This window comes from Pseudomonas sp. B21-056 (genome assembly GCF_026016325.1).
GTDB lineage: Bacteria > Pseudomonadota > Gammaproteobacteria > Pseudomonadales > Pseudomonadaceae > Aquipseudomonas.
In genome coordinates, this window is sequence record NZ_CP087203.1 from 2,550,586 (window position 1) to 2,572,510 (window position 21,925).

The 21,925-nt window shown below is 54.5% G+C and carries 20 protein-coding genes; 8 read left to right on the forward strand and 12 right to left on the reverse strand.

Annotated elements, in window-relative coordinates:
• Nucleotides 1-206 precede the first annotated feature (206 nt).
• The 4 genes from LOY67_RS11405 to LOY67_RS11420 form a co-directional block, all read right to left on the reverse strand.
• Nucleotides 207-572 carry a cupin domain-containing protein gene (locus tag LOY67_RS11405; protein WP_265067252.1) on the reverse strand — a complete coding sequence of 122 codons (366 nt, stop codon included), beginning with the start codon at nucleotides 570-572 and terminating at the stop codon, nucleotides 207-209.
• A 100-nt stretch (nucleotides 573-672) separates the two neighbouring features.
• The gene (locus LOY67_RS11410) at nucleotides 673-2,019 is read right to left on the reverse strand and encodes a glutamine synthetase family protein (RefSeq protein ID WP_265067253.1); all 1,347 of its coding nucleotides are present in this window, start codon (nucleotides 2,017-2,019) and stop codon (nucleotides 673-675) included.
• Nucleotides 2,020-2,047: 28 nt separating this feature from the next.
• Nucleotides 2,048-2,605, reverse strand: coding sequence for a helix-turn-helix domain-containing protein (locus tag LOY67_RS11415; protein WP_265067254.1), 558 nt, complete (start codon nucleotides 2,603-2,605; stop codon nucleotides 2,048-2,050).
• Nucleotides 2,606-2,625: 20 nt separating this feature from the next.
• The gene (locus LOY67_RS11420) at nucleotides 2,626-3,915 is read right to left on the reverse strand and encodes an NAD(P)/FAD-dependent oxidoreductase (protein ID WP_265067255.1); all 1,290 of its coding nucleotides are present in this window, start codon (nucleotides 3,913-3,915) and stop codon (nucleotides 2,626-2,628) included.
• A gap of 207 nt (nucleotides 3,916-4,122) precedes the next feature.
• On the opposite strand from LOY67_RS11420, the gene LOY67_RS11425 reads away from it, so the two are divergent.
• From LOY67_RS11425 to LOY67_RS11435, 3 genes are all read left to right on the forward strand, one after another.
• Nucleotides 4,123-4,671, forward strand: a complete 549-nt coding sequence (locus tag LOY67_RS11425) for a helix-turn-helix domain-containing protein (RefSeq protein ID WP_265067256.1) — start codon at nucleotides 4,123-4,125, stop codon at nucleotides 4,669-4,671.
• 587 nt (nucleotides 4,672-5,258) lie between these two features.
• Nucleotides 5,259-6,548, forward strand: a complete 1,290-nt coding sequence (locus LOY67_RS11430; RefSeq protein ID WP_265067257.1) for an NAD(P)/FAD-dependent oxidoreductase — start codon at nucleotides 5,259-5,261, stop codon at nucleotides 6,546-6,548.
• Between the two features lie 53 nt (nucleotides 6,549-6,601).
• The gene (locus LOY67_RS11435; RefSeq protein ID WP_265067258.1) at nucleotides 6,602-7,702 is read left to right on the forward strand and encodes a polyamine ABC transporter substrate-binding protein; all 1,101 of its coding nucleotides are present in this window, start codon (nucleotides 6,602-6,604) and stop codon (nucleotides 7,700-7,702) included.
• A 223-nt stretch (nucleotides 7,703-7,925) separates the two neighbouring features.
• Here the strand turns inward: LOY67_RS11435 and LOY67_RS11440 are convergent, their stop codons facing one another.
• From LOY67_RS11440 to LOY67_RS11450, 3 genes are all read right to left on the reverse strand, one after another.
• Entirely contained in the window at nucleotides 7,926-8,660 is a 735-nt protein-coding gene (locus tag LOY67_RS11440; RefSeq protein WP_265067259.1) for a TorF family putative porin, read from the reverse strand.
• A gap of 59 nt (nucleotides 8,661-8,719) precedes the next feature.
• The gene (locus tag LOY67_RS11445) at nucleotides 8,720-10,387 is read right to left on the reverse strand and encodes a carboxylesterase/lipase family protein (RefSeq protein WP_265067260.1); all 1,668 of its coding nucleotides are present in this window, start codon (nucleotides 10,385-10,387) and stop codon (nucleotides 8,720-8,722) included.
• 344 nt (nucleotides 10,388-10,731) lie between these two features.
• A complete protein-coding gene (locus tag LOY67_RS11450) occupies nucleotides 10,732-11,091 on the reverse strand; it encodes a cupin domain-containing protein (RefSeq protein ID WP_265067261.1) in 360 nt (119 codons plus the stop codon).
• A gap of 363 nt (nucleotides 11,092-11,454) precedes the next feature.
• Here LOY67_RS11450 and LOY67_RS11455 point away from each other — a divergent pair, with 363 nt between their 5' ends.
• The 4 genes from LOY67_RS11455 (at nucleotide 11,455) to LOY67_RS11470 (ending at nucleotide 16,278) form a co-directional block, all read left to right on the forward strand.
• Nucleotides 11,455-12,003, forward strand: coding sequence for a cupin domain-containing protein (locus tag LOY67_RS11455; RefSeq protein ID WP_265067262.1), 549 nt, complete (start codon nucleotides 11,455-11,457; stop codon nucleotides 12,001-12,003).
• A 479-nt stretch (nucleotides 12,004-12,482) separates the two neighbouring features.
• A complete protein-coding gene (locus LOY67_RS11460; RefSeq protein WP_265067263.1) occupies nucleotides 12,483-13,907 on the forward strand; it encodes a gamma-aminobutyraldehyde dehydrogenase in 1,425 nt (474 codons plus the stop codon).
• A gap of 29 nt (nucleotides 13,908-13,936) precedes the next feature.
• The gene (locus tag LOY67_RS11465) at nucleotides 13,937-14,281 is read left to right on the forward strand and encodes a cupin domain-containing protein (protein WP_265067264.1); all 345 of its coding nucleotides are present in this window, start codon (nucleotides 13,937-13,939) and stop codon (nucleotides 14,279-14,281) included.
• 35 nt (nucleotides 14,282-14,316) lie between these two features.
• Nucleotides 14,317-16,278, forward strand: coding sequence for an FAD-dependent oxidoreductase (locus LOY67_RS11470; protein WP_265067265.1), 1,962 nt, complete (start codon nucleotides 14,317-14,319; stop codon nucleotides 16,276-16,278).
• 373 nt (nucleotides 16,279-16,651) lie between these two features.
• On the opposite strand, the gene LOY67_RS11475 is transcribed toward LOY67_RS11470, so the two are convergent.
• Nucleotides 16,652-17,227 (reverse strand): flavodoxin family protein, encoded by a 576-nt coding sequence (locus tag LOY67_RS11475; protein WP_265067266.1) that lies wholly within the window; start codon nucleotides 17,225-17,227, stop codon nucleotides 16,652-16,654.
• Nucleotides 17,228-17,285: 58 nt separating this feature from the next.
• On the reverse strand, nucleotides 17,286-17,963 hold the full coding sequence (locus LOY67_RS11480; protein ID WP_265067267.1) for a DsbA family protein: 678 nt from the start codon (nucleotides 17,961-17,963) through the stop codon (nucleotides 17,286-17,288).
• Nucleotides 17,964-18,062: 99 nt separating this feature from the next.
• Between LOY67_RS11480 and LOY67_RS11485 the strand changes: the two genes are divergently transcribed.
• Nucleotides 18,063-18,944 carry a LysR family transcriptional regulator gene (locus tag LOY67_RS11485; protein ID WP_265067268.1) on the forward strand — a complete coding sequence of 294 codons (882 nt, stop codon included), beginning with the start codon at nucleotides 18,063-18,065 and terminating at the stop codon, nucleotides 18,942-18,944.
• Between the two features lie 109 nt (nucleotides 18,945-19,053).
• Here the strand turns inward: LOY67_RS11485 and LOY67_RS11490 are convergent, their stop codons facing one another.
• The 3 genes from LOY67_RS11490 to LOY67_RS11500 are packed head-to-tail and all read right to left on the reverse strand — an operon-like array spanning nucleotide 19,054 to nucleotide 21,685.
• Nucleotides 19,054-19,893, reverse strand: a complete 840-nt coding sequence (locus LOY67_RS11490) for an ABC transporter ATP-binding protein (RefSeq protein ID WP_265067269.1) — start codon at nucleotides 19,891-19,893, stop codon at nucleotides 19,054-19,056.
• The gene (locus LOY67_RS11495) at nucleotides 19,881-20,684 is read right to left on the reverse strand and encodes an ABC transporter permease (protein ID WP_265067270.1); all 804 of its coding nucleotides are present in this window, start codon (nucleotides 20,682-20,684) and stop codon (nucleotides 19,881-19,883) included. The genes LOY67_RS11490 and LOY67_RS11495 overlap by 13 nt, the downstream gene beginning before the upstream one ends.
• A gap of 14 nt (nucleotides 20,685-20,698) precedes the next feature.
• Nucleotides 20,699-21,685 carry an ABC transporter substrate-binding protein gene (locus LOY67_RS11500; RefSeq protein WP_265067271.1) on the reverse strand — a complete coding sequence of 329 codons (987 nt, stop codon included), beginning with the start codon at nucleotides 21,683-21,685 and terminating at the stop codon, nucleotides 20,699-20,701.
• Nucleotides 21,686-21,925 lie beyond the last annotated feature (240 nt).

Sequence of the window (21,925 nt, forward strand, 5' to 3'; positions counted from 1 at the left end):
CTGATTCTTCCACTGTCGAAAGCGCCCGATCGCATATTCAAGTATTACGGGTGATGAATGTGAAGCGCGCCGGGGCGCTTGGTGATCCTTTTGATGGGGCAAGTTGATCGAGCAGGTTTGTAAGGATGAAGTATGTTCATAACTTCAGTGTAGGAGGCAAAACACTTTGCCAGGCTCGCCGGTTTCAAAGCAGGTGTTGATGAAGGTTAATCTTCAATGGTTATGTAGTATTTCTTCAGGGGCTCATCGATCGCCCAGGTGATTCTGCTGTTCTTGCGCAGGACGAATCCATCGCCGGCCTGGAATGTTTCCGTATGCCCCGTGACATCATCGACAATGGATGCCTTGCCCTCGATCAACAGGCAAATTTCGTTGCTCGTCTGTTCAACCTTTAAAATGCAGGGTTCACACTGCCAGATGCCGGTGCGGATGGTAGCGATTCCACTCGTAGCCGTCTCGAAGACCACTGAGCCGGCATGCACGGGGTTATTGCGGATCGCCACATTGGCGTCAAAGTCTGGCCAGCGAGACAGTCCTTGTTGTGTGCTTATCCTGATGACGGCGTTATTCATGATTAAACCTGCTGTTGGAGAGAGTGTTATGGCTTTAGCAATGCATGAGTACGGCTAATAAGTTGACGTCAGGTGCTTCAAGAAAGACCGAGTGTCTGTCTTATAGATACCATCGATATTCCCGGGCACTGATGTCTTGCATGAAGGCGAGGTGATCTTGACGCTTGTTTTCACAATAGACGTTGACGAACTCTGCGCCCAAGGCAGTTTGCAAGTCAGGATTGCTTTGCATCCCGTCAAGTGATGCGAGCATGTCCAAGGGGAACTCAACGCCACTGTTTCGATCGGTATTGACGGGCGCGATAGGTTCACGCCGGGCTTCCAACCCATGCTCGATGCCAGCCAGAATGGCTGCCAGAACCAGATAGGGATTAGCGTCAGCCCCGGCCAGACGATGCTCAATACGACGGTTATGTGGATCCGAGTCGGGAATCCTTAGCGAGGCATCACGACTTTCCATACCCCAGCTCGCCCGATTGGCGATATTGACTGACCCGCCAAAGCGGCGTAACGCATTTATATTCGGCGCGAAAACAGGCATGCAACCAGGCAGCAGCTCAAGGCAACCCGCAACCGCATGCCCAAGTGACCGCTGGTCATCGTCCGCCAGCAGATTCAAACCCGCCTCGTCATACACGCTCACGTGCACATGCATGCCACTTCCCGGGTGCTGCAGGTAGGGCTTGGCCATGAAACTGGCGCGATAACCGTGTTTAAGCGCCACGCCTCGGGTACTGCGGCAGAACAGGGCGGCCCAGTCGGCGGCACGCAGGCCATCGTCGAGATGACCGAAATTGATCTCGAATTGGCCAGGGCCATGCTCGGCGGTAATGACAGTGGCATCAACGCCTTGTGAACGAGCCGCTTCCACCATCTCACCCAATACCGGGGCGAAGCGGGATAGCCGGTCGATGTGCATGTTGGGTTGATCATCCGCATCATTGCACAGCTGATCGCGCGGATACTGTGGATGCCCATCTCGCAGATGCTTATCGAAAAGATAGAATTCCAACTCGAATGCCACCACCGGATGAATGCCTTTGCCACGAAGCCGTTCGAGTACCCTTGCCAGCACTTCCCTCGGCTCGAATACGATCGGCGCTGCAGTACCGTCAGAAGTGATCAGCATCTGGCCCAGTGGTTGCGCTTCCCAACTGACGACTTTCAGGGTGCCGGGTACCAAGCGACGTTCTGCATCAGGGTCGCCATCTTTGAAAAAATAATCGCCAATTTCATAGACACCACCCTGCAGACCTAGCTGTATGCAGTTTTGAGGTAGTTTAAGAGAGCCTCCTGCCGCCACTTTTTCCAGCATGTCCATTGGGTATCGCTTACCGTAGAAATGGCCGGGTATATCGAGGCAAATCAAATCGACGTAGCGAATGTCAGGATGATGTAATCGAAAATCTCTGATTTCAGTCATCAGGTCAGGGTAGGGGGACGTCATGAAACTATTCCTCTGTGTGTTTTGCTTGTTATGTATAAATCCAAAGGATTCGGGTCGTGCTCTTGCTTGAGTTGCAATAGCGGCATTGTGTCCGGCTGGGAAGCTGGAAAGTATCGCCAACCTGCAAGACGATCTGTTCTTCGCTGATACCAAGTAGCAGTGTCAGCTCACCCTCCAAAACATAACCCCCTTGCTCTGAGCTATCACTTAACTGCCGCTCACCGCTGCTGGCTCCTGGTTGCAGGGTCGTTTCGAGCATAGAGAACGCTGCAGTCATAGTCGGTGAAAGCAAAATATCGGAGATGCCGTTAGCGTAATGAAGGGTGCGGCGTTCATAGGGACGCGTCACCCATGGCGATTCCTGTGGCAGTGAGTCGTTGAAGAAATAGGTCGTGGGCACCCCAAGGGTTTCGCTGATTGCCGTGAGATCGGCGACCGTCGGCTGGGAAAGTCCTCTTTCTATCTGAGAAACAAAACCCACCGAGCGACCGATGCATCTGGCAAGATCTTCCAGTGTGTACTTCTTGTGCTTGCGCAGTTCGTGGATGCGCCTTGGCAGATCGGGAATCTCGGCTTGTTTATCCATGACAAGTTCTCTCGCAACGTTCAAAGCACGTCCCGCAGCCGATACCAGGTCTTGCCGATTGCTTCGATAGGTGCAGCCAAAGCCTTACCACCCGGAAAGTTCCTGTTGTACAAACCTTGGTATAGCGTGAGGTCATCCTTGTCCCCCAAGATGGCATTTGAAACCGCACGCGCAGCCGCCAGGGTCGGCAGCACACCGTGTCCCGAGTAGCCCTGCATCCAATAAAGCTGACCACTTTTGCCGATGTCGGGTGTGCGGTTGAATGTCAAATCGAGATGACCGCCCCAGGCAAACTCGATAGGTACTTTTCCAAGTTGTGGGAATACGCGCTCAAGGAAAGGCCTTGTCGCCGCGGCGATATCCTTCGGCAACCCGCCGAGATAAGTTGTACCGCCGCCAAAGAGCAAGCGGTTGTCTGGAGTCAGACGGAAGTAATCGAGAATAAATTGATTGTCGGTGACGCAAACATTCGAGGGTATCAACGACGCTGCTACTGCTTTCGGCAGCGGAGCGGTCGCCACCTGATAGCTGCCTGCCGAGAGCACCCGGCGCGATAGCTTGGGGCAGAGCTCATCCAGATACGCGTTGCATGCCAGGACCAGTACGTCTGCCTGGATCCGCCCTCGTTCTGTCAAGACGACGTAGTGCCCATCTTCTTCACGGAAACTCAGTGCCTTGCTTCGTTCGTGAATCGAACCTCCGGCTTGTTCAATGGCGTCAGCCAGGCCCAGGGCAAGTTTGAGCGGATTCAAATGACCGCCTTCAGGATCGAGCAACCCGGCTTGGTATCGATCACTGGCAACCCAGTCAGGCAAGTTCTGTCGTGAGATGAACTTCAAGCCGTCGTGGCCCCACTTGTGGCTCGCCTCCTGCTGCCAATCCGTGAGCATGCTGACCCGTCGTTTCAGCACGGATGTCCAGAGATGACCGGGGCGATAGTCGATATCAAAACCCTGGCGAACAGGGAGCTCGCGTATCTCCCGTGCAGCCCAGCGCATGCTGTCCCACAGCCTTCGCGCACGTTCGTAACCCAGTGCCGCTTCAAGCGGTGGCATATCACATGACCACCCAAGAATGGCCTGTCCTCCGTTTCTTCCAGAAGCTGCCCAGGCCACCCGACTGGCTTCCAGAACGGTCACCCGCTTGCCCGCCAGTGCCAAGCGCAACGCGGTATGCAGGCCGCTGAAGCCTGCACCAATAACGACGACCTCACTGCTTTGGTCGCCTTCAAGCGCGGGACGAAGCGTTAGTCTGTCGGAGCAGCTATGGGCGTAGTAGCTGGAAACGTGGTCGGTTGACTGGCAAAACATGGGGCTCTCCATGAAAATACTTTATAATTTTCATGAAAATATAGGCGGCGCTTTTCATGAAAACAAGCAATATTTTTCATGCTGAGCGACACAACCCTCTTGATGCGGCTTGGGGGCAGGTTGCATCAAGGCTCCTGGGACGTTCAGCCTTTTTGAAGTTTCATGCCGAATATGGATAATCGTGCTCCCATTTTCAGGTTTCCAACTGTGAACAATTCCAACGCTACCGTTTTGGCTGACATCATCCGCGACCTGCGAAAGCGTAAGAGAATGACAGTTCGTCAGTTGGCCTCTGCGATCGACAGGTCTACCGGGTTCATTTCTCAAATTGAGCGTGGTCTGTCACAGCCGACCGTTGAAGATTTGACAGCGATAGCGGCTGCCATGGGGGTGTCGATCGAGATCTTCGCGCAACCTGCCAAGCAGCCGCTGCAGCGATGGGTCACCCAACCAGACGAGCGCCGATCGCTTCGGTACGCTCGCGGGGTGACGGATTTTGTCGTCTCGCCGAGTCTCTCTGGAAAGATGGTGATGTTCGAGACCCATCTCGAGCCGGGTGCTGACTTTGGTGAGCGAGGCATCACCGAGGATTCGGAGCAATGCGGATATGTGCTCGAGGGTGAGTTGACCATCTGGGTCGGCGATGAGGTGCTCACCATCGGTGCGAAGGGGGGGTTCCAAATCCCCGGTGGCATCCCTTGCCGTTACGCCAATCGAAGTTCCTCCATGACGCGTGTGGTGTTGATCTACAGCTAGTCCGCCAGGACTCATCGTAAGTCGCTGGCTTCGCCTCGTCGCCGCGCTGGCACTCGCTCGAATGCCTGCTCATCACCGAATGCTCTATCCGCTCAACGCGAATGCGTGAGTCACCCTTTCGCCTGCGCCTGTTGCACGCTCTGGCAGCGAAAGAGGTGCCTTGCATCGATCCCTTTGCTCACTGAACTCCTCATGTTTTCGTACCAAACTCCCTCGTTGCGTCGGCACGGTGATCCCTCAGGACCCTGTCCCGCTGGCGCTTGAGCCCCGTCATACGTCCGCGCAGGGCCCTAATGAAGCTCAAAAGAAAATTTTGCCACATGAACAAAAGTGTCATATTGTTCATGTGGCTCGACCTAGCGGACAGGTCGGACCCGGCAATTCACAGGGCAGGGGGGGCGTTTTTTTAGAAGGCAATCGTAATGTCGCCTGTCAGGCTCCAGTGTTAACTAATACATGCGCTTGAGAGAGGCGACATGGAATACGTTTATTCTCCAAGTTTATGCGCGGACGCGAGTTCACGAAGCACTGCCCTATAAATGCTTAAAGCTACTGCCCATCAGATGGTGACCCTATAGAGATTCGTCATGACCGCTTTTTTTAATTTTTACGAAACCACCGTACAGCGCAGACATTATGAAAAGTTGATCGGAGAACAGCAAACAGAGGTATGCATTGTTGGCGGCGGAGTCGCTGGAGTGAGTACCGCTCTGCGTTTGGCCGAGGAGGGGGTTTCTTGCGTTTTACTTGAAGCAGATAAAATCGGTTGCTGCGCCTCCGGCATGAACGGAGGTCAAATAATTCGCGGGTTTGCCCCTCGCTTGGCAGATATTGAAGCCAGCCACGGCATGGCATTATCCACCAAGCTATTCAAGTTGGCCGCAGTGGGAGTGGATCGGGTATTCAGCAATGTAAGTCGTTATGGGATTTCATGTGACGCGCAACGTGGCCAGATTACTGCGGCGATCCGCCCGGCACACTATCGTGCTCTTCAAGATGAAGCCGACCATTTGGCCCGAAATTACAACTACATCAATCTGCAGTTACTCGATACCGATGCGTTAACGGCCTATGTCACTTCACCTGCCTATTATGGTGGGCTCCGTGACCCACGCGGCGGGAAACTCAATCCATTGGCATATACGATTGGCCTCGCTGAGGCAGCGGAAAATATAGGCGCCAAGCTTTATGAATACAGTCGCGTGGAAGGCATGCGACAACAGTCCGGTCGATGGGAAGTTGCAACGGCCGAAGGCAAGGTTATTGCTGATCGGGTAGTCGTGGCCTGCAATGCATTTACCGGTGATTTGGAAAGGCAGCTTGCCCCAGCAGTGCTTAAGGTCGGAACCTATCAGTTGATTACCCGCCCATTGCGACAGGAGGAGGCTGCGTTGATTGGTGAAGAACCGATATTTGATACGCATCCGTTCAATCACTACTTTCGCAAGAGCACAGATAATCGTCTGCTGTTCGGCTGTTCGATCGGTACCACACAGAGTCCACGACAAGCTGATCTGCGGCACATACGCAAAGAGCTGACCAAAATATTCCCCCGGTTGGCAGCTATCGAAGTCGATTATATTTGGGGTGGCTGGCTGGATGTAACCGTCAATCAGTTGCCTGATATCAGAGAACGTAAAGACGGGCGTCTGGTACTGCAAGGGTTCAATGGCCATGGCATGAACTGCGCAAGTATGGCTGCCGATCTGGCTGTAGAAAAACTGCTTGGCTGCCCCAGGAATTTTGATGTTTTTGCCGCCATCAAACACCGCACCATACCCGGATTACCTTGGAGTCGACTGCCGCTGACTTGGGCAGGGCACCTGCAATATTACCTAAAAGCCCGTATGGCGGGTGATCGCTCGGACTTTGTCTAGGTATAAGTTCCCCCGTCCAACACACACACTGACTCAAGCGTAAGGAGAGTCTCATGAAACTTGCACCCTCTATACTGAGTAAAACTGTCGCCTTCATAGTAGCCCTCGGCCTTTTACAACAGGCAGCGGCTCAATCGGTCGTGCATGTATACAACTGGACTGATTATATTGGCGAAACGACGCGGGCGGATTTTACCGCCGAGACCAAGACAGATGTGATTTATGACGTATTCGATTCCAATGACACTCTAGAGGCAAAATTACTTGCCGGGAATACCGGCTATGATGTCGTGGTGCCTTCAAACCATGTGATGCAGAAACTGATCGGTGCCGGTGCTTTTCAGAAGCTAAACAAGGCATTGCTCCCCAATTTAAAGAATATAGATCCGGTATTGATGCATCGTCTTGAACTCAACGACCCAGGAAACGCATACGGTGTGCCCTATTTGTGGGGGACCAGTGGTATTGCTTATAACGTCGAAAAGGTGAAAGCGGTACTTGGGGTCGATCACATTGACTCATGGGCTGTTCTCTTTGAGCCGGAAAACATGAAAAAGCTGGCGTCTTGTGGCGTTTCATTCCAGGATTCGGCAGATGAAATGATTCCTTCCATGTTGCTCTATCTGGGCCTGGACCCCAATAGTAAAAATCCAGATGACTATAAACAAGCCGAGGCCAAGTTCATGGCCGTGCGTCCCTATGTGACTTACTTCAATTCATCGAAGTTTATCTCGGACCTGGCTAACGGCAATATCTGCGTGGCGGCCGCATTCTCTGGCGACGCCATCCAGGCCCAGGCTCGGGCCAAGGAAGCAGGTTTGAAAACCGACATTGAGTATGTCGTCCCCAAGGAAGGCGGGAGCCTTTGGTTCGACATGCTGGCGATTCCGGCTGGTGCAAAGAATATCCAGGAAGCACACGCTTTCATTAACTTCCTGCTGCAACCTGCTGTCATTGCCAAGGTCAGCGATTACGTCGGGTATGCCAATCCCAATCCCGGAGCCGACGCGCTGATGGATCCTGCGGTGAGGAATAGCAAGGCATCCTACCCAAGTGCCAGCACCCTCGACACGCTTTTTGTCACCGATGTTCACCCGGATAAGATCGTGCGGCAGATGACAAGGGCCTGGAGCAGAATCAAGACAAATCGTTGATGGTGCCAGTTGACCTATGAGGTCAATCGCAACTCATAGGTCAAGTGCTCAATCCCTTCTTGCAGGGCATTCACTGGTGTCGCTGAGCAAACTGCAAATTCGGTAGTTTGAATCAGACGCACGTCCCTGGCTGTTCACTGGCTTGACTAAAAAGGGCGGTTGCCCGCCCTGAAATCATAAGAGTTTTACCGTCCAAAGAAACTAGGGGCGCATAAGCGCTACCCTAGAATTTTTTCGTGACACTCAATACCAGCTCGGCGCTACAGAGGTCGTCATACCCCGAGAGGCTTGTGCACTCCGTAGCTGATAAATCTGTATCAACCAGGCTTGCACTCCACGTAGCCTCCCAATAGTCCTTTTCGACTCTGGCTTCCCATTCCGCATATTTCGATCTTGCCTTACCACTTCCAGACAAGATCAGATTGTCTTTGTAGTCCAGGATGCCATAGCGAACATTTATCCGGCTGTCATCAGTCAGTGGGTATTCATACGCTAATGCCGTGTAATTGCTAGATCCCTTTTGGAGCAGCTCATTCGTGTACTGATAGGTCAGTTTGAGGCCTTCATAAGTTGCGATGGCGTAATAGGAGGCCTGGTTGGACTCACTGTTCTTGTCGTAGGTGTATTTGAGCCAACCAACGTCAATCGAAAAACTGTCGGTGATCGGGATATACCAGCCTGCATAATAGTCTTGTTCCGTCTTCGATTTAGCCGTCCTGCCAAAGTCGACGTTCGTTACCCAGGTACCTATATAAGCCCCAATCGGGGAGGTCAAGGTAGCTCCGACCTGCAAGGCCGGGTCTCCTTGTGTCTGGGAAATACCGAAGTAGCGGTAATCGCTCGTCGCCGTTACGTCGATGCCCAGATCAAACCCGCCGCCGATTGGCATGGCCAGCACATGCGTTGGGTCAAAGAGAGCCAAGAGGGTTGCTGCGAGGGGTACTTTTTTACAGATCATGTGAATACCATTTTTATTTTTTTAGTGATAGGCAAGTGTTTGGTTGATGCCCGTGCCAATCAAAGCGGATTGAATACTTCCTGGTCCCAGAGTTTTCGGCGATCAGAGTCCGGATCAATCGTGGAGCTTGAGAAGTTGTCCCAGATCATGGTCCGTCTGTGGCTCAGGTCATACTCAGGCCAGGCAGGTACTCCATTTCCGTTAGGGTTACCTGTACGTGCGAAGTTGGTCCATGCAGTCATCATTTGCTCGCTGAGCTTCTTCGCATTTGTATTAGGATCTTCGCTATATTTTTGGCCCCCTGGGACCCAGGAGAAATCGAGATTACCGAAGACAAAAGGGATCTCTAACGCATGGACCGCGCCCAGGTCTGGGCTTTCTGCCGGAAGATATTTCTCTGGGATTTTCCATTTGAACCGATAGAGGTATACATTAGGATTGTGCGGCTGCTGATATTCCACCATTTTTCTCATGGGCTGAATCATGATGAAGTCATCATTTTGTGCCTGGCGAAGTTTGGACTGGTTGGTTTCTTTCATAATGGCCGAATACCGTTCGTCCAATGTGCCGTGTAGCTTGTCCTCTAAGGCCTTACGGTAGTGCTCGGCTATTAAGGGCGACGCTGGGCCGAAATCCGTTTCATCCGTGAACATGTTTCGCAGCTTGCTGTCGTAGATGGACCAATAGTTCATCTCGTTCTGGTTCGCTCCAGCCATCAGGCTGATTCCTTTTGCGTTGCCGGCGCTAATCAAGGTATTTGGATTATCTTTAATGACATGACCGTCTATAAACGGAGCGAACAGCCGATCGCCAATTTCGGACTGTGCGTAAGCGGTCTGCTGTGCACTCAAGAGTTCCTCGGCGGATGATTCAAGCAGCTTGTCCATGGTATCGAACTTGCCGGCAGCCAGTATGTCTTTGCTGGCCTGTCGTGCGACTTCCGGCGAATGGATAATATTGGCCGCACCGCTTTGGGCAATGGCTCTTTTGAAAAGATTGGCAGGCTTCTCGGTGGCCAGCAGCGCCGTAACCGATGCGCTACCCGCCGACTCACCGAAGACGGTGATGTTGTCGGGATCCCCGCCAAATGACGAGGCGTTACGCTTCACCCATTGGATGGCGGCGATTTGGTCTCCGAGACCGTTATTACCACTTCCACTGTAGCGACTGTCCAGCTCACCTAATTCCAGAAAACCAAAAAGACCGAGCCTGTAGTTGAATGTAACGACCACCACATCGCGGTTTGCAAGTTTTTTGCCATTATAGAAGTCAGAAGATGCACTACCTACCACAAAAGCACCACCGTGGATAAAGACCATGATGGGACGTTTTTTCTGATCGGCAGCAGGAGTCCATACATTCAGGTACAAGCAGTCTTCGTTATCATAAACTTCAACTGTCTCACCTCCCATTGTTACAGTGCGCCCTTTATTCGGGTATTCCTCCAGAGGGTCCTTCACCTGGGGACAGTTGGGTTTGTAGGCTGCGGCATCCAGTATGCCATCCCAGGGTTTCACAGGCTGTGGTGGGCGAAAGCGCAAATCCTCTCTAGGTGCAGCCGCGTATGGAATGCCTTTATAGGAGACGACACCGTCTTCTCGATGACCCTGGACGGTTCCACTTTCTGTGTTTGTGCATAATGTACATTCCTCCTCTGCAAATGCCACAGAGTGAGCGGTGTAGCTTGCAAGTATCAGAAGCGCCGCCATTGTTAGTTTTCTTTTCATTGTTTTTCCTCTCATGGTTGTGCTGCAACTTTATTGTTTTATGCTCGCTTTTAACGCTTAACCAAGGCGCAGCGACGCCTGGATGCAGGCTCTCATCCTGAAGAGTGTGAGTTTTCCGTCAGTTGGTATTAGCAGTCTTGAAAGTGCTGTCGTTTAAGTTCTACCGTGTCCGGCATAGGTTTACCTGGACCAAGTTGAAAGGCCGGGCAAAGGGCGCGCAGCAAAGGAAGCTGACAAAGCTGTCCTCCTTTGAAGTAATTGACCAAGTAATAATTCATCTAATAAAGGTGAGCTACGCGCCACCGAATAGAGCCATTTGAGATCCGGACTCCAAGGATAAATCGTCAAGCTATGACGAAAAGCTTCTTAACGGTGCCTACGTTTTCCCAAACACCTGAAAAGCCAACAGGAATGACGAAGGACTCGCCTTCCTTGAACTCATCCATTCTGCCCTGTTCGTCGGTTAGTCGGACGATGCCCGACAGGATGTGGCAGAACTCGGTCTGTTCGGCATGAAATTGTTCTCGGCAAGCCTCAGCTTCCCATTGGCCCGACATGAAACCTTTCTGTTCATCCGAGTAGTGCATCCATGTCGTTGATGCGTACTGTCCCGATAACACCCCGGAATGGTTGATAATGTCTTTCGCAGGAGTAACTTCAGAGTGGGTGAATCCAACAATACGATGCAGACACTTGTCGTTCATTATTCTAATCTCACAAGTTCACATTGTTTTTATCATGGCCAGGGCGGGTAGGCTTTTCTCAAGGCTTATCCTCAACCAGCCTTTGGCGCGGCAGTTGCCCTGCGCGTTGCTCCAACCCCGGTTCATCCTGAGAGGGCTCCAGAAGATCGCTGAGCGAGACGTTCTACGCCCTCTGTGGGAGCACTGTGATACTCGCCGTGAAAAAAATCAACTATTTTCACGAAGTGCTTCGATCCTGTTTTCCTACCGGCACCGCTCGATACAGCGGTGCTATCAAGAACGGCCGTTGAGCAGGGATCAGGCTAGCTTGGGGGCACTGTTCCTCCCTATACTCGCCCCCAAATGCAAGCACTGGAGTAGCTGATGAGCGATCACGTCGCAGGACTACGGATCAAATACCTGCGTAAAAAGAAAGGCCTTAGTCTTCAACAAGTTGCCGATACCATCGGCCGTTCCGTTGGGTTCGTGTCCCAGATCGAGCGTGGTCTTTCCCGCCCGAGCATTGAGGACATCGGTGCCATTGCAGAGCTGCTTGAGGTGGACTACCTGAGCTTCTTCACTGCCAAGAAGGAGCAGCTGGCAAACAGATTCATCGTCAAAAGGAGCGAGCGATCGGCGCTCGATTATCGCGGTGGCATTTCGGACGAGTTGTTGTCACCCGACATCTCAGGGAAATTCCACATGCTCTTCACCGAGCTCGCGTCAGGTGCGAAGTCCAGTGACGACATGATGAAGGACAGCGGTGAACAAGGGGGTTATGTCCTTGAAGGCGAGCTGGAATTGATGATTGATGGAGAGATCTTCAAGCTCGAGGCAGGGGACAGTTTCCAGTTCGTTTCCACGACCCCTCACAGCTATGTGAATACAGGGCGTGTTCCGACGAAGATCGTTTGGGTGTTTTCACAGCGGTAAGCAGTACGTGGCGCCAAGCCGGAGCCGATTCGTTTCGCGCCGGGTGCCAAGGCTGTCCTTGGTGTTCTAGTAACCAATTGAATTTTAACGGAATTGTTCGATAGGCCAGACATTCTGCGAAAAAGCCTTGCCTGCGCCGTGAAAAAATGTGTAAATTTTCACGGTGCTTCTCCTTGTTTTGACAATTTCATGCAGTTCTCTCGTGTGTGGCCATGAACGTTGGTTTTCTCAATAGAAAAGTAACGCGGGCTATAAACGGTTAGAAGTACTGCAACGCTTGCCTGGGTGTTAACCCGACTAACACGCGAGACCGCCGCTCACAGGGGGGGCTTAGCCCGTCCTGAGCACAAGAATATATAAGTAATACCGCACGTCCTGATGCTTGATGTTAATTCGAGTGGCCCCAGCAGATATTCGCTGATTAAAGGGGAGGGCGTGGCTGTGCAAGTTTGACTTCATAATAAATACAGGTGGATTTTATGCAGACGAAGCTACTTATCAATGGTCAGCTGGTGATGGGGCAAGGTGAACCCCAAATGGTGTTGAATCCGTCTACCGGTGAAACCCTGATCATGATCCCCGAGGCTACCGTTGAACAGGTCACGGCTGCCGTAGTCTCCGCGGAACATGCTTTTTGGGGCTGGTCTGAAGTTACGCCGAAGGATCGTTCTGCATTACTGCTAAAAATCGCTGACCTGATTGACGACAATGCTGAAGAGCTGGCTCGCCTTGAGTCGCTCAATTGCGGCAAGCCCTATAGCGCCGTGCTCAATGATGAGTTACCCAACATATCGGATGTATTCCGCTTCTTTGCAGGGGCCGCCCGCTGTTTGACGGGCAGCGCAGCCGGGGAGTATCTGGCAGGTCATACTTCGATGATCCGCCGCGACCCCATTGGAGTAATCGCATCCATCGCGCCGTGGAATTACCCGCTGACCATGATGGCATGGAAGATTGCCCCGGCTTTAGTCGCAGGCAATACGGTAGTGCTTAAACCTTCCGAACAGACGCCGCTCACCGCGCTTCGCCTGGCCGAACTGGTAAGTACCGTTCTTCCAGATGGCGTCCTGAACGTCGTGTATGGTCGCGGTGAGTCAGTGGGCGCATCCTTGACCAACCACCCTTTGATCAAAATGGTCTCGCTGACGGGCTCGGTAGCCACCGGTGCGCGCATCATTTCGAACACCAGCCATGACATCAAGCGCATGCATATGGAGCTGGGAGGCAAGGCGCCAGTCATCATCTTTGATGATGCGGATATAGATGCGGCGGTGGACGGCATTCGCTCGTTCGGTTTCTACAATGCTGGCCAGGACTGCTGCGCCGCGTCTCGGTTGTATGTCCAGGACGGGGTCTACGATCAGTTTGTTTCTAGATTGACGGAGGCAGTGCGGACCCTGCGTTGCGGGCTGCAGGATGATGAGAATGTAGAGCTAGGCCCCCTGATCACAGCCCAGCATCGTGAGCATGTCCGAAGCTATGTAGAACGCGCCGCTGCATTGCCGCACATTCGCATTACCACAGGTGGTCGTGCGGTCGATGGACCAGGGTTCTTCTTTGAGCCAACTGTAGTTGCCGATGCCCGGCAAGACGATGAGATCGTTCAACGGGAGGTTTTCGGCCCTGTTGTTTCGGTGACTCGCTTCAGCACTGAACAGGAAGTTCTAGAGTGGGCGAATGACTCCCTCTACGGTCTCGCGTCCTCGGTATGGACGAAGGATCTCGGGCGGGCGCATCGCGTTTCATCACGCCTGCAGTACGGCTGTACTTGGGTAAATACCCATTTCATGCTCATCAGCGAGATGCCGCACGGCGGCCAGAAACAATCCGGATACGGTAAAGACCTGTCCATGTATGGTCTTGAAGACTACACCTCGGTTCGTCACGTGATGATCAAGCATTGAAGCCAAACATCAGTTGAAGAGGTGGGGTCATGTCAGAACATATTCATTTTAAAGCCCGGGAAATGCAGTTCTCAGCTTATGGCGGTGAAGTTCAAAGTAAAGCGGCGATCTGCCGTTTGGTCGGCACCGATGAAAGTAAGACGATGGGGGCTGGCGTTGCCTGTTTCGATGATGCCTTTATTTCCTGGACGGTCCTGTACGACGAACTGATCGTCGTGCTCGAGGGGGAGTTTGTCCTGACTGTTGGAAACGAAACCATTAATGCCAAGGCGGGGGACGTGATATGGATCCCGGAAAAAAGCCCGGTGGTGTATTCAGGTAAGAAAGCCAAGGTTTTTTATGCCCTGTATCCAGTTAACTGGAACAACAGCTAGGCGCTGTGCCTGATGGCCCATAGGTAAAATAAAAAATGTCTTCCGTGAACAATGCTTATCAACATCTGCTTTCTCCCTTTGAAGTGCGTGGGAGGCGACTGAAGAACCGTATCGTGTCTACCGGGCACGACACTTCCATGCCCACCGATAACCTGGTCAATGACCAGCTTGTCGCCTATCACAGGGCCCGGGCTGAGGGCGGGGTCGGTCTCATCATCCTGCAAGTAGCGGGGGTGCATGAAAGCGCCCGTTATACCTCCCATGTACTAATGGCGACGGATGATGCCTGTATCCCAGGTTACCGGCGCATCGCGGATGTCTGCCATGCCAATGGGACGGTTGTGCTGTCGCAGATCTTCCATCCCGGCCGGGAAATCATGGAGTCGAGTGAGGGGCCGTTGGCGGTCGCCTATTCGGCGTCGTCGACGCCTAACGAACGCTTTCATGTGATGCCCCGTGCGCTCGATCAGAAAATGATCGATGAGATCGTCCGTGGATACGGAGAGGCTGCACAGCGGCTCGAAAGCGCTGGTCTCGATGGGGTGGAAATCGTTGCCAGCCACGGCTATCTGCCGTCCCAGTTCCTGAACCCCCGGGTTAACAGGCGTACTGATGAGTACAATGGCGACATCGTCAGGCGTCTGCGTTTCATTGATGAAATCATCGAGGCGGTGCGTAGTCGCACCAGCGATGAGTTCATTGTTGGCCTGCGTATCTCGGCGGGTGAATTTGATCCTGAGGGCCTCACCGAGGACGAATCAAGGGAGGCTGCCGAGCTGCTTCAGGACCGCTTGGATTATGTGCACCTGGTCGCAGGGACATCTGCGTCGCTTGGCGGGGCAGTGCATATCGTTCCCCCGATGGCCATCGAGCCGGCATACCTGGCCAGGCAAGCGGGACAATTCAAATCGAAAATCTCAGTTCCGTTGTTTGTGACAGGGCGTATCAATGCTCCGCAAGAGGCGGAACTTATCCTGGCGCGGGGCCAGGCAGACCTTTGTGGCATGACTCGAGCGCTGATTTGTGATCCTGATATGCCGAACAAGATCTACAAAAACAGGGCTGACGATATCCGCGCATGCATTGCATGCAATCAGGCTTGCATTGGCCACTTCCATAAAGGTTTCCCGATTTCTTGTATCCAGCGACCGGAGACTGGCCGGGAACTGGCTTATGGCCAAATAAGCCCTGCAGCTGTCCGCAAGAAGGTAATGGTCATAGGGGGAGGCCCGGCAGGTATGAAGGCCGCCGTGACAGCTGCGCAGCGTGGCCACGACGTGACCTTGTTCGAGGCAACCTCGCAGCTTGGTGGCCAGGTTCTACTTGCCCAGCTACTGCCGCGACGCAGCGAGTTCGGGGGCGCGAGCACCAACCTTCAACGTGAAATGGAACTTGCAGGTGTGAAGGTGCAGAAGAACATGACGGTGACCGCAGATCTCGTCAGATCCTTTGCACCGCAAGCAATCGTGGTGGCTACCGGGGCGAAGCCTTACCACCCACATTATGAGGTCGGCGGTGAACTGCAAGTGGTCGATGCCTGGCAGGTGCTGCGTAACGAGGTGAAGATCGGCCGGTCGGTGCTGGTGGTGGACTGGCGTTGTGACTGGATCGGCCCGGGTGTCGCCGAAGTACTGGTCCGAGGCGGGCACAATGTGCAGCTTGCGGTGAACGGTACCAACGTGGGTGAAATCCTTCCTCTCTATGTTCGGGACAACATGGTGGGTGAAATGCACAAGCTGCAGATCCCGGTCACCACGTACTCCCGCCTTTACGGCTTCGATGATTCAACTGTGTACATGCAGCATACCGCCAGCGGTGAGCCCATTATTTTCGAGGATGTGGACACCTTGGTTCTATGTTCCGGGCATCAATCGGTTGACGACTTGGTGGAGCAGCTTGATGACGGAGTGGAAATCCACCGAGCGGGCGACTGCTTGGCACCACGAAGTGTTGAAGAAGCGGTTTACGAGGGCTTGAAGGTGGGCTGGGCTATTTGATTCTGTCGCTGTCACTATGTGTTTTGTGGCGCTATCAGCAGCGCCACAGCAGACTATTCTCAGCCAGCTGAGATGTGACTTTTCGATTCGCGCTGTCTTAAAGCTGATGCTCTCAACCCAATGCTCAACTGAACATGAAATGATTGGTTGGGGAATAGTGGAATCGTTGAGTGCAGTCTTCTACAAAGGGGTATTCCAGAACTAAAGCGTGGGCTGAACGGGTTGTTGGCCGGTCTCTTCAGATCGCCATCATCGCCTCCGTACTGATTGAAAACATCCATGAGCGGACGGCTTATCCACCGTCCTGGTCTGGATTGTGAGGCGGGGTTAATCGAAGTGCCGACCCCACCTCCTGTCGAACCATCTTTAATGATTACCGAGCCAGTCTTCCAGCGAACTGCGCCACGCGTTCACCCAGCAGTTCGGCTGTTTTCAGGTCGCCACTGCGAGGTGCCTCTTCAGCTGATGCGTCTGATGGAGAAATAGCCATCGCACCTGCAAAGCCGCCACTCCAGTTAGTGTCAGCAGGGCCATTTTCCTTTTTATTGGAAGGGTGCAGGCCCAACCCCACCCATACCTGGCCGTGTTGTTGAGACAGCGTAAACAGATACTGAAGGGTGGAATGTTTGTCACCGTTGACCGACGCAGAGTTGGTGAAGCCAGCTGCTACTTTGTCCTTCAGTGCTTGCTGGAACCAGAGTTTGGAGGACGCATCGGCGAATTTCTTGAATTGCCATGCCGTACCGCCCATGTAGGTAGGTGATCCGTAGATGATCGCATCTTGCTGGGCGAGCAGTTCGAAGCTGCCCTCTGGAACATTGCCGTTCTCGTCAATGCGCAGCAGGGTCACGGACGTGTCTGGAACCGAGGCGGCGCCACGCTGGACCGCTTCAGCCTGCTTTGCGGTGTGGCCGTAGCCACTGAAGTAAACGATTGCAACGTTAGTCATGATTTCTTTCCCGGATTTGCCTGGATATTGATAAGGGTGCAACTTGTCGCACGGTCGACTACGCGGCCGTTGAAACGATGTGTTTGATCTTCTCTATCAGATAGGCGGGATCTGCATACAGATCCATGCCATTGAGTGGGTGAAGTGTTTCACCGACCTGGACAAGCAACAGCGGCACCCCGCTGGCTTTCACTCGACTCATCAAGGCCTGGGCATTCTCCATGCGCTGCCTTGTCTGCTTCGCCAGCTGTTTCCCGTGTGTGAGGAGGGCTGAAAACTCGCTTTCACTGATGTCATGGCCTTCACCGTTCAATAGCTCAACGGCGATACGGGCCACTATTTCCGGGGACGAGGTATCCTGGCCTGCGACGTATCTCTCCGATTGCAGACGATGAAACAGAACGGGTTCCAGAGCACCGTCGATCTCCCTAACCGCCGTCAGTGCCATGCTCATGACCATCGAGTCAAATCGCACGTTGTTACCACCCAGAATCTGCTGAAAGTAGCGTGGGCTGAATGGCTGTCCTGTCATCGCGGTGATGCGCTGGTCATTGGTCCGAGCGTGTGTCGCGAAGGCTGGTGTGATCTGTCGAGCGCCTTCGCCAGAGAACAGGCCGGTCGGGTTGAGTTCCAGAGCATCTGGAAACTTATGCGCCAGGCTTGCGAGAGCTGGAGCACTGGCGTAGCACCAGCCGCAAAGGGGGTCGAACAGGTAATGTATCTTGAACTCGGCCATGGGCATGGCTCCTGTAATTCGCCAGGCCCCTACACTATTGGCTTGGCCTGCGGAGAAATAGCCGATTAAAGTAGACGGTTTGTTGCATGGATCAAGCAAATGGACAGAGTGTTCGCGGCGCAAGTCTTGGTAGAAACGGTCGCTCGCGGCAGCATCTCGGCTGCGGCAGAGCATTTGCAGATATCGCGGGCAATGGCCTCCAGGTACATCGCGGCCATGGAGGAGTGGGCTCAAGCGAGGCTGCTGCATCGCACGACCCGCAAGTTGAGCCTGACGGCGGCAGGCGAGCAGATCGTCCCGGTGTGCAAGGAGTTCCTTGCGCTGTCGCAGGAAGTAGCGCTGGCGGCGTCATTCCTGGATGGAACACCCAAAGGGCTTTTGCGAGTGACGGCGTCCTCGATTTTTGCCGAATATTGTCTGGCCGACACCCTCGTCGCGTTCCTGTCAGAGTTTCCGGCCATGTCGATCGATCTTCAGGTCATTGACCGAACCGTCAATCTGGCAGAGGACGCCATCGACCTTGCGATCCGTATCACCAACTCGCCCGATCCCCAGCTAATTGCAAGAAAGCTCGGTGAATGTTCCTCGGTACTTTGCGCAAGCCGAGCGTATCTCGACGCTCACGGTATTCCTGTGCAGATACAGGACCTGGCGGCACACAATTGCCTCACCTACGCATATTTCGGGCAAAGCATTTGGCGTTTCAACGCTGGCGGTGAAGAGTCTGCCGTAGCGGTTCAAGGGAACTTCAGCACGAACGAGGCGTTGGTGCTCATGCGGGCTGCATCGGGAGGAGCTGGCATCGCCATGCTGCCAAGGTTTGCAGTGTCAAAGGCCCTGGACGAGGGCCGATTGGTCGAGGTGCTTCCTGACTTTGAAGCTGAGCGGCTGAGCATCTACGCCGTGTATCTGTCACGCCATCGCATGCCGCCGTCGCTCAGGGTGTTGATCGATTTTTTAAGCGCAAACCTCAAGTGTTGAGTGAGGAGCATGGTAAGAGTGGGTGGGCCGTCGTTGAATGGGAAGGCAAGCTTCCCACTCCTCTGGCGCTTGAGCGTGGAATCCCTGATGCAGGGGCTCCCTGTGCGGATCAATCGGCATGATCCTCCGGCCCGTCATGAAGCTGATGAAAGATGTTGCGCTTCATGCGAATGAATTCCGGATCCATGACCATGTCGAGGTTGCGCGGGCGGCCGATGGGCACGTCGAGTACTTCCTTGATCCGGCCGGGGCGTGCGCCCATCACGAATATCCGGTCGCCCAGCAGGATCGCCTCGTCGATGTCATGGGTGACGAACAATACGGTCTTCTTGCTGTGGTCCCAGACCTTGAGCAGCAGTTGTTGCATTTGCAGGCGGGTCTGGCTGTCGAGCGCACCAAACGGTTCGTCCATCAACAGGATCTGCGGGTCGTTGGCCAGGGCACGAGCGATCGCCACCCGCTGCATCATCCCGCCGGAAAGCTGTTTGGAATAGTTGTCCGCAAAGCGCAGCAGGCCGACTTCGTTGAGATAGAACTCGACGATGTCCTTACGCTCGGCGGCGGGCATGCCACGTCGCTTGAGGCCGAACTCGATGTTCTTGCGCACGGTCAGCCACGGGAACAGGGTGTAGCCCTGAAACACCATGCCGCGATCGGCACCGGGCCCATCGACTTGTTGACCGCCGACGTAGATGTCGCCAGCAGTCGGCTCTGCCAGGCCCGCGGTCAGGTACAGCAGGCTGGATTTACCACAACCCGATGGGCCGACCAGCACCGCGAACTGTTGATCGGGGACGTCGAAAGAGACCTTGTCCAGCGCCGTGAACGTGTCGCCTGACGGCGTCTTGTATTGCAGGGTGACGTTGTCGACCTGCAGACGCGGTGTGGCAGGCGCGGTCACTGCCGTTGGCCGTAGCGGAATCGGCGAAGTTGCGGTTACTGAGCCCATGCGGCCACCTTCAAGCGCAGAAGTCGGAAAAGTTGATCGGTGATCAGGCCCAACAGGCCGATGACCGCGATCGCCAGGAAAATCACATCGACCTGAAAACCACGCATGGCCTTGAGGCTCAGGTAACCCAGGCCGCTGGAGGCCGCGACCAGCTCGGCCACCACCAGGTAGGTCCAGGCCCAGCCCATGGTGACGCGCAGGGTATCCAATACGCCGGGCAGCGAAGCCGGGGCGATGACGTGCAACACCGCATCCGTGCGGCTGGAGCCGAGGGTGTACGAGGCGTTGATCAGGTCTTTGGAAATCCCTTTGGAGACATCGGCGATCATCACCAGTTGCTGGAAGAACACGCCGAAAATGATGATCGACACACGTTGTTCCAGGCCGATGCCGATCCACAGGATGAACAGCGGCACGAACGAGGTGACCGGCAGGTAGCGGATGAAGTTGACCAGTGGCTCGAGGAACGCCTGCACCACCCTGAAGCTCCCCATCATCAGACCGATCGGCACCGCGACCACCGATGAAACGATGAACCCGACCATCACCACTTCCACGCTGGCCCACACATGCGGACCGAGGGTGCCGTCATGGGCCAGGCGCATGGCCGCATCGAAGACCGCGCCCGGTGTCGGCAGGAACATCGCCGGCACCACCTCGCCGTAGGAAAGAAAGGCCCACAGGCCGATCATCAGGATCCAGGCCAGACCGCTGGCGCTCCAGACCACCTGCACAGGCAAGCTGGTCTTGGGCGTCAGGCAGCGGTTGAGCCACGAATTACGCTTGGACATGAGGTGCTCCTGGTTTATTTCGGGCTGATGAAACGGTTGTCGATCAGGTCGCTGTAGCTCACGTTGTACGGCTTGCCCTGCAACTCGCTGGCGGTTTCGTTGGCCAGCTTGATGACCGTGGCGGCGTCGCCCTGAGTGCCGTTGCTGCCCAGCAGTTTCTCGCTCATGGCCTGGTCGTAGAAACGCACGCCTTTGGCGGCGGCTTCCAGTTCAACCGGGTCAGCGAGGTAGCCGCCGACACCTTTGGCCATGATCGCGTAGGCCTCTTTCGGGTGGTCTTTGGTGTACTGCACGGCCTTGTAGAGGCCGCTGACCAGCGCCTTGACGTCCGCTTGTTGTTTGTCGATCACATCGCAGCTCAGTGCCACGACATCGACGATCACGCCGGGCGTCGTGCTGCTGTCCACCAGCACCTTGCCTTTCTGCTTGTCGCGTACGGTGGTCAGGTGCGGTTCCCACGTCACTGCGGCAGGTACGCGCCCGGCGATGAAGGCGGTGGCCGCGTCGTCGGCGGTCATGTTCTGGATCGTCAGGTCGCTCATCTTCATGCCGGCGTTTTTCAGCAGGTAGTTGAGCCAGAACTGCGATACCGAACCTTCGTTGACCGCAACGGCCTTGCCCTTGAGGTCCTGCAGGCTGTCGACGTCCTTGCCCACCAGCACACCGTCGCCGCCATGGCTGTCATCCAGCGCGGCCACCGCCTTGAAGCAGAACTGCGGGCGGTACTTGAGGATTTCATCGAGGGTCGAGGCCGAACCGGACAACTTGCCCGAGGCCTGGGCTGCCATGTACATCGAGGCTTCTTCGATGGTCGGCAACTCGACGGTCAGGCCCTGCTCCTTGAAGTAGCCCAGATCCTTGGCCAGGTACAGGGTGCCGTAGCCCACCCAGGTGGTGTGTCCGATGGACAGGGTGCCGGCCTGAGCGCCACCGGCAACGCCGACAGCGATTGCAGTCAGGGCCAGCGGACGCACGCAACGCGATACAAAAGACTTGATCATTTGACACTCCCGGAATCGTGGTTTTAGTTCGTTATTTCTCGGGGCAGTGGAGCCAGGTGAAAACAAGGCATTCATGGCCTCTTGCGGACCTTCTCGCCTCTGTGGGGCAGGGTTGATGGTGGCCGATGTCGGGGGATAGGAAAATTAGTAAATATGTGGTCGCTGATGAGGAAAAAACTGGGGTGGAGGAGGGGCTCTGAATCGCGTTCAAACCTGGGGCGCGCGCAATGTTCAACGCCG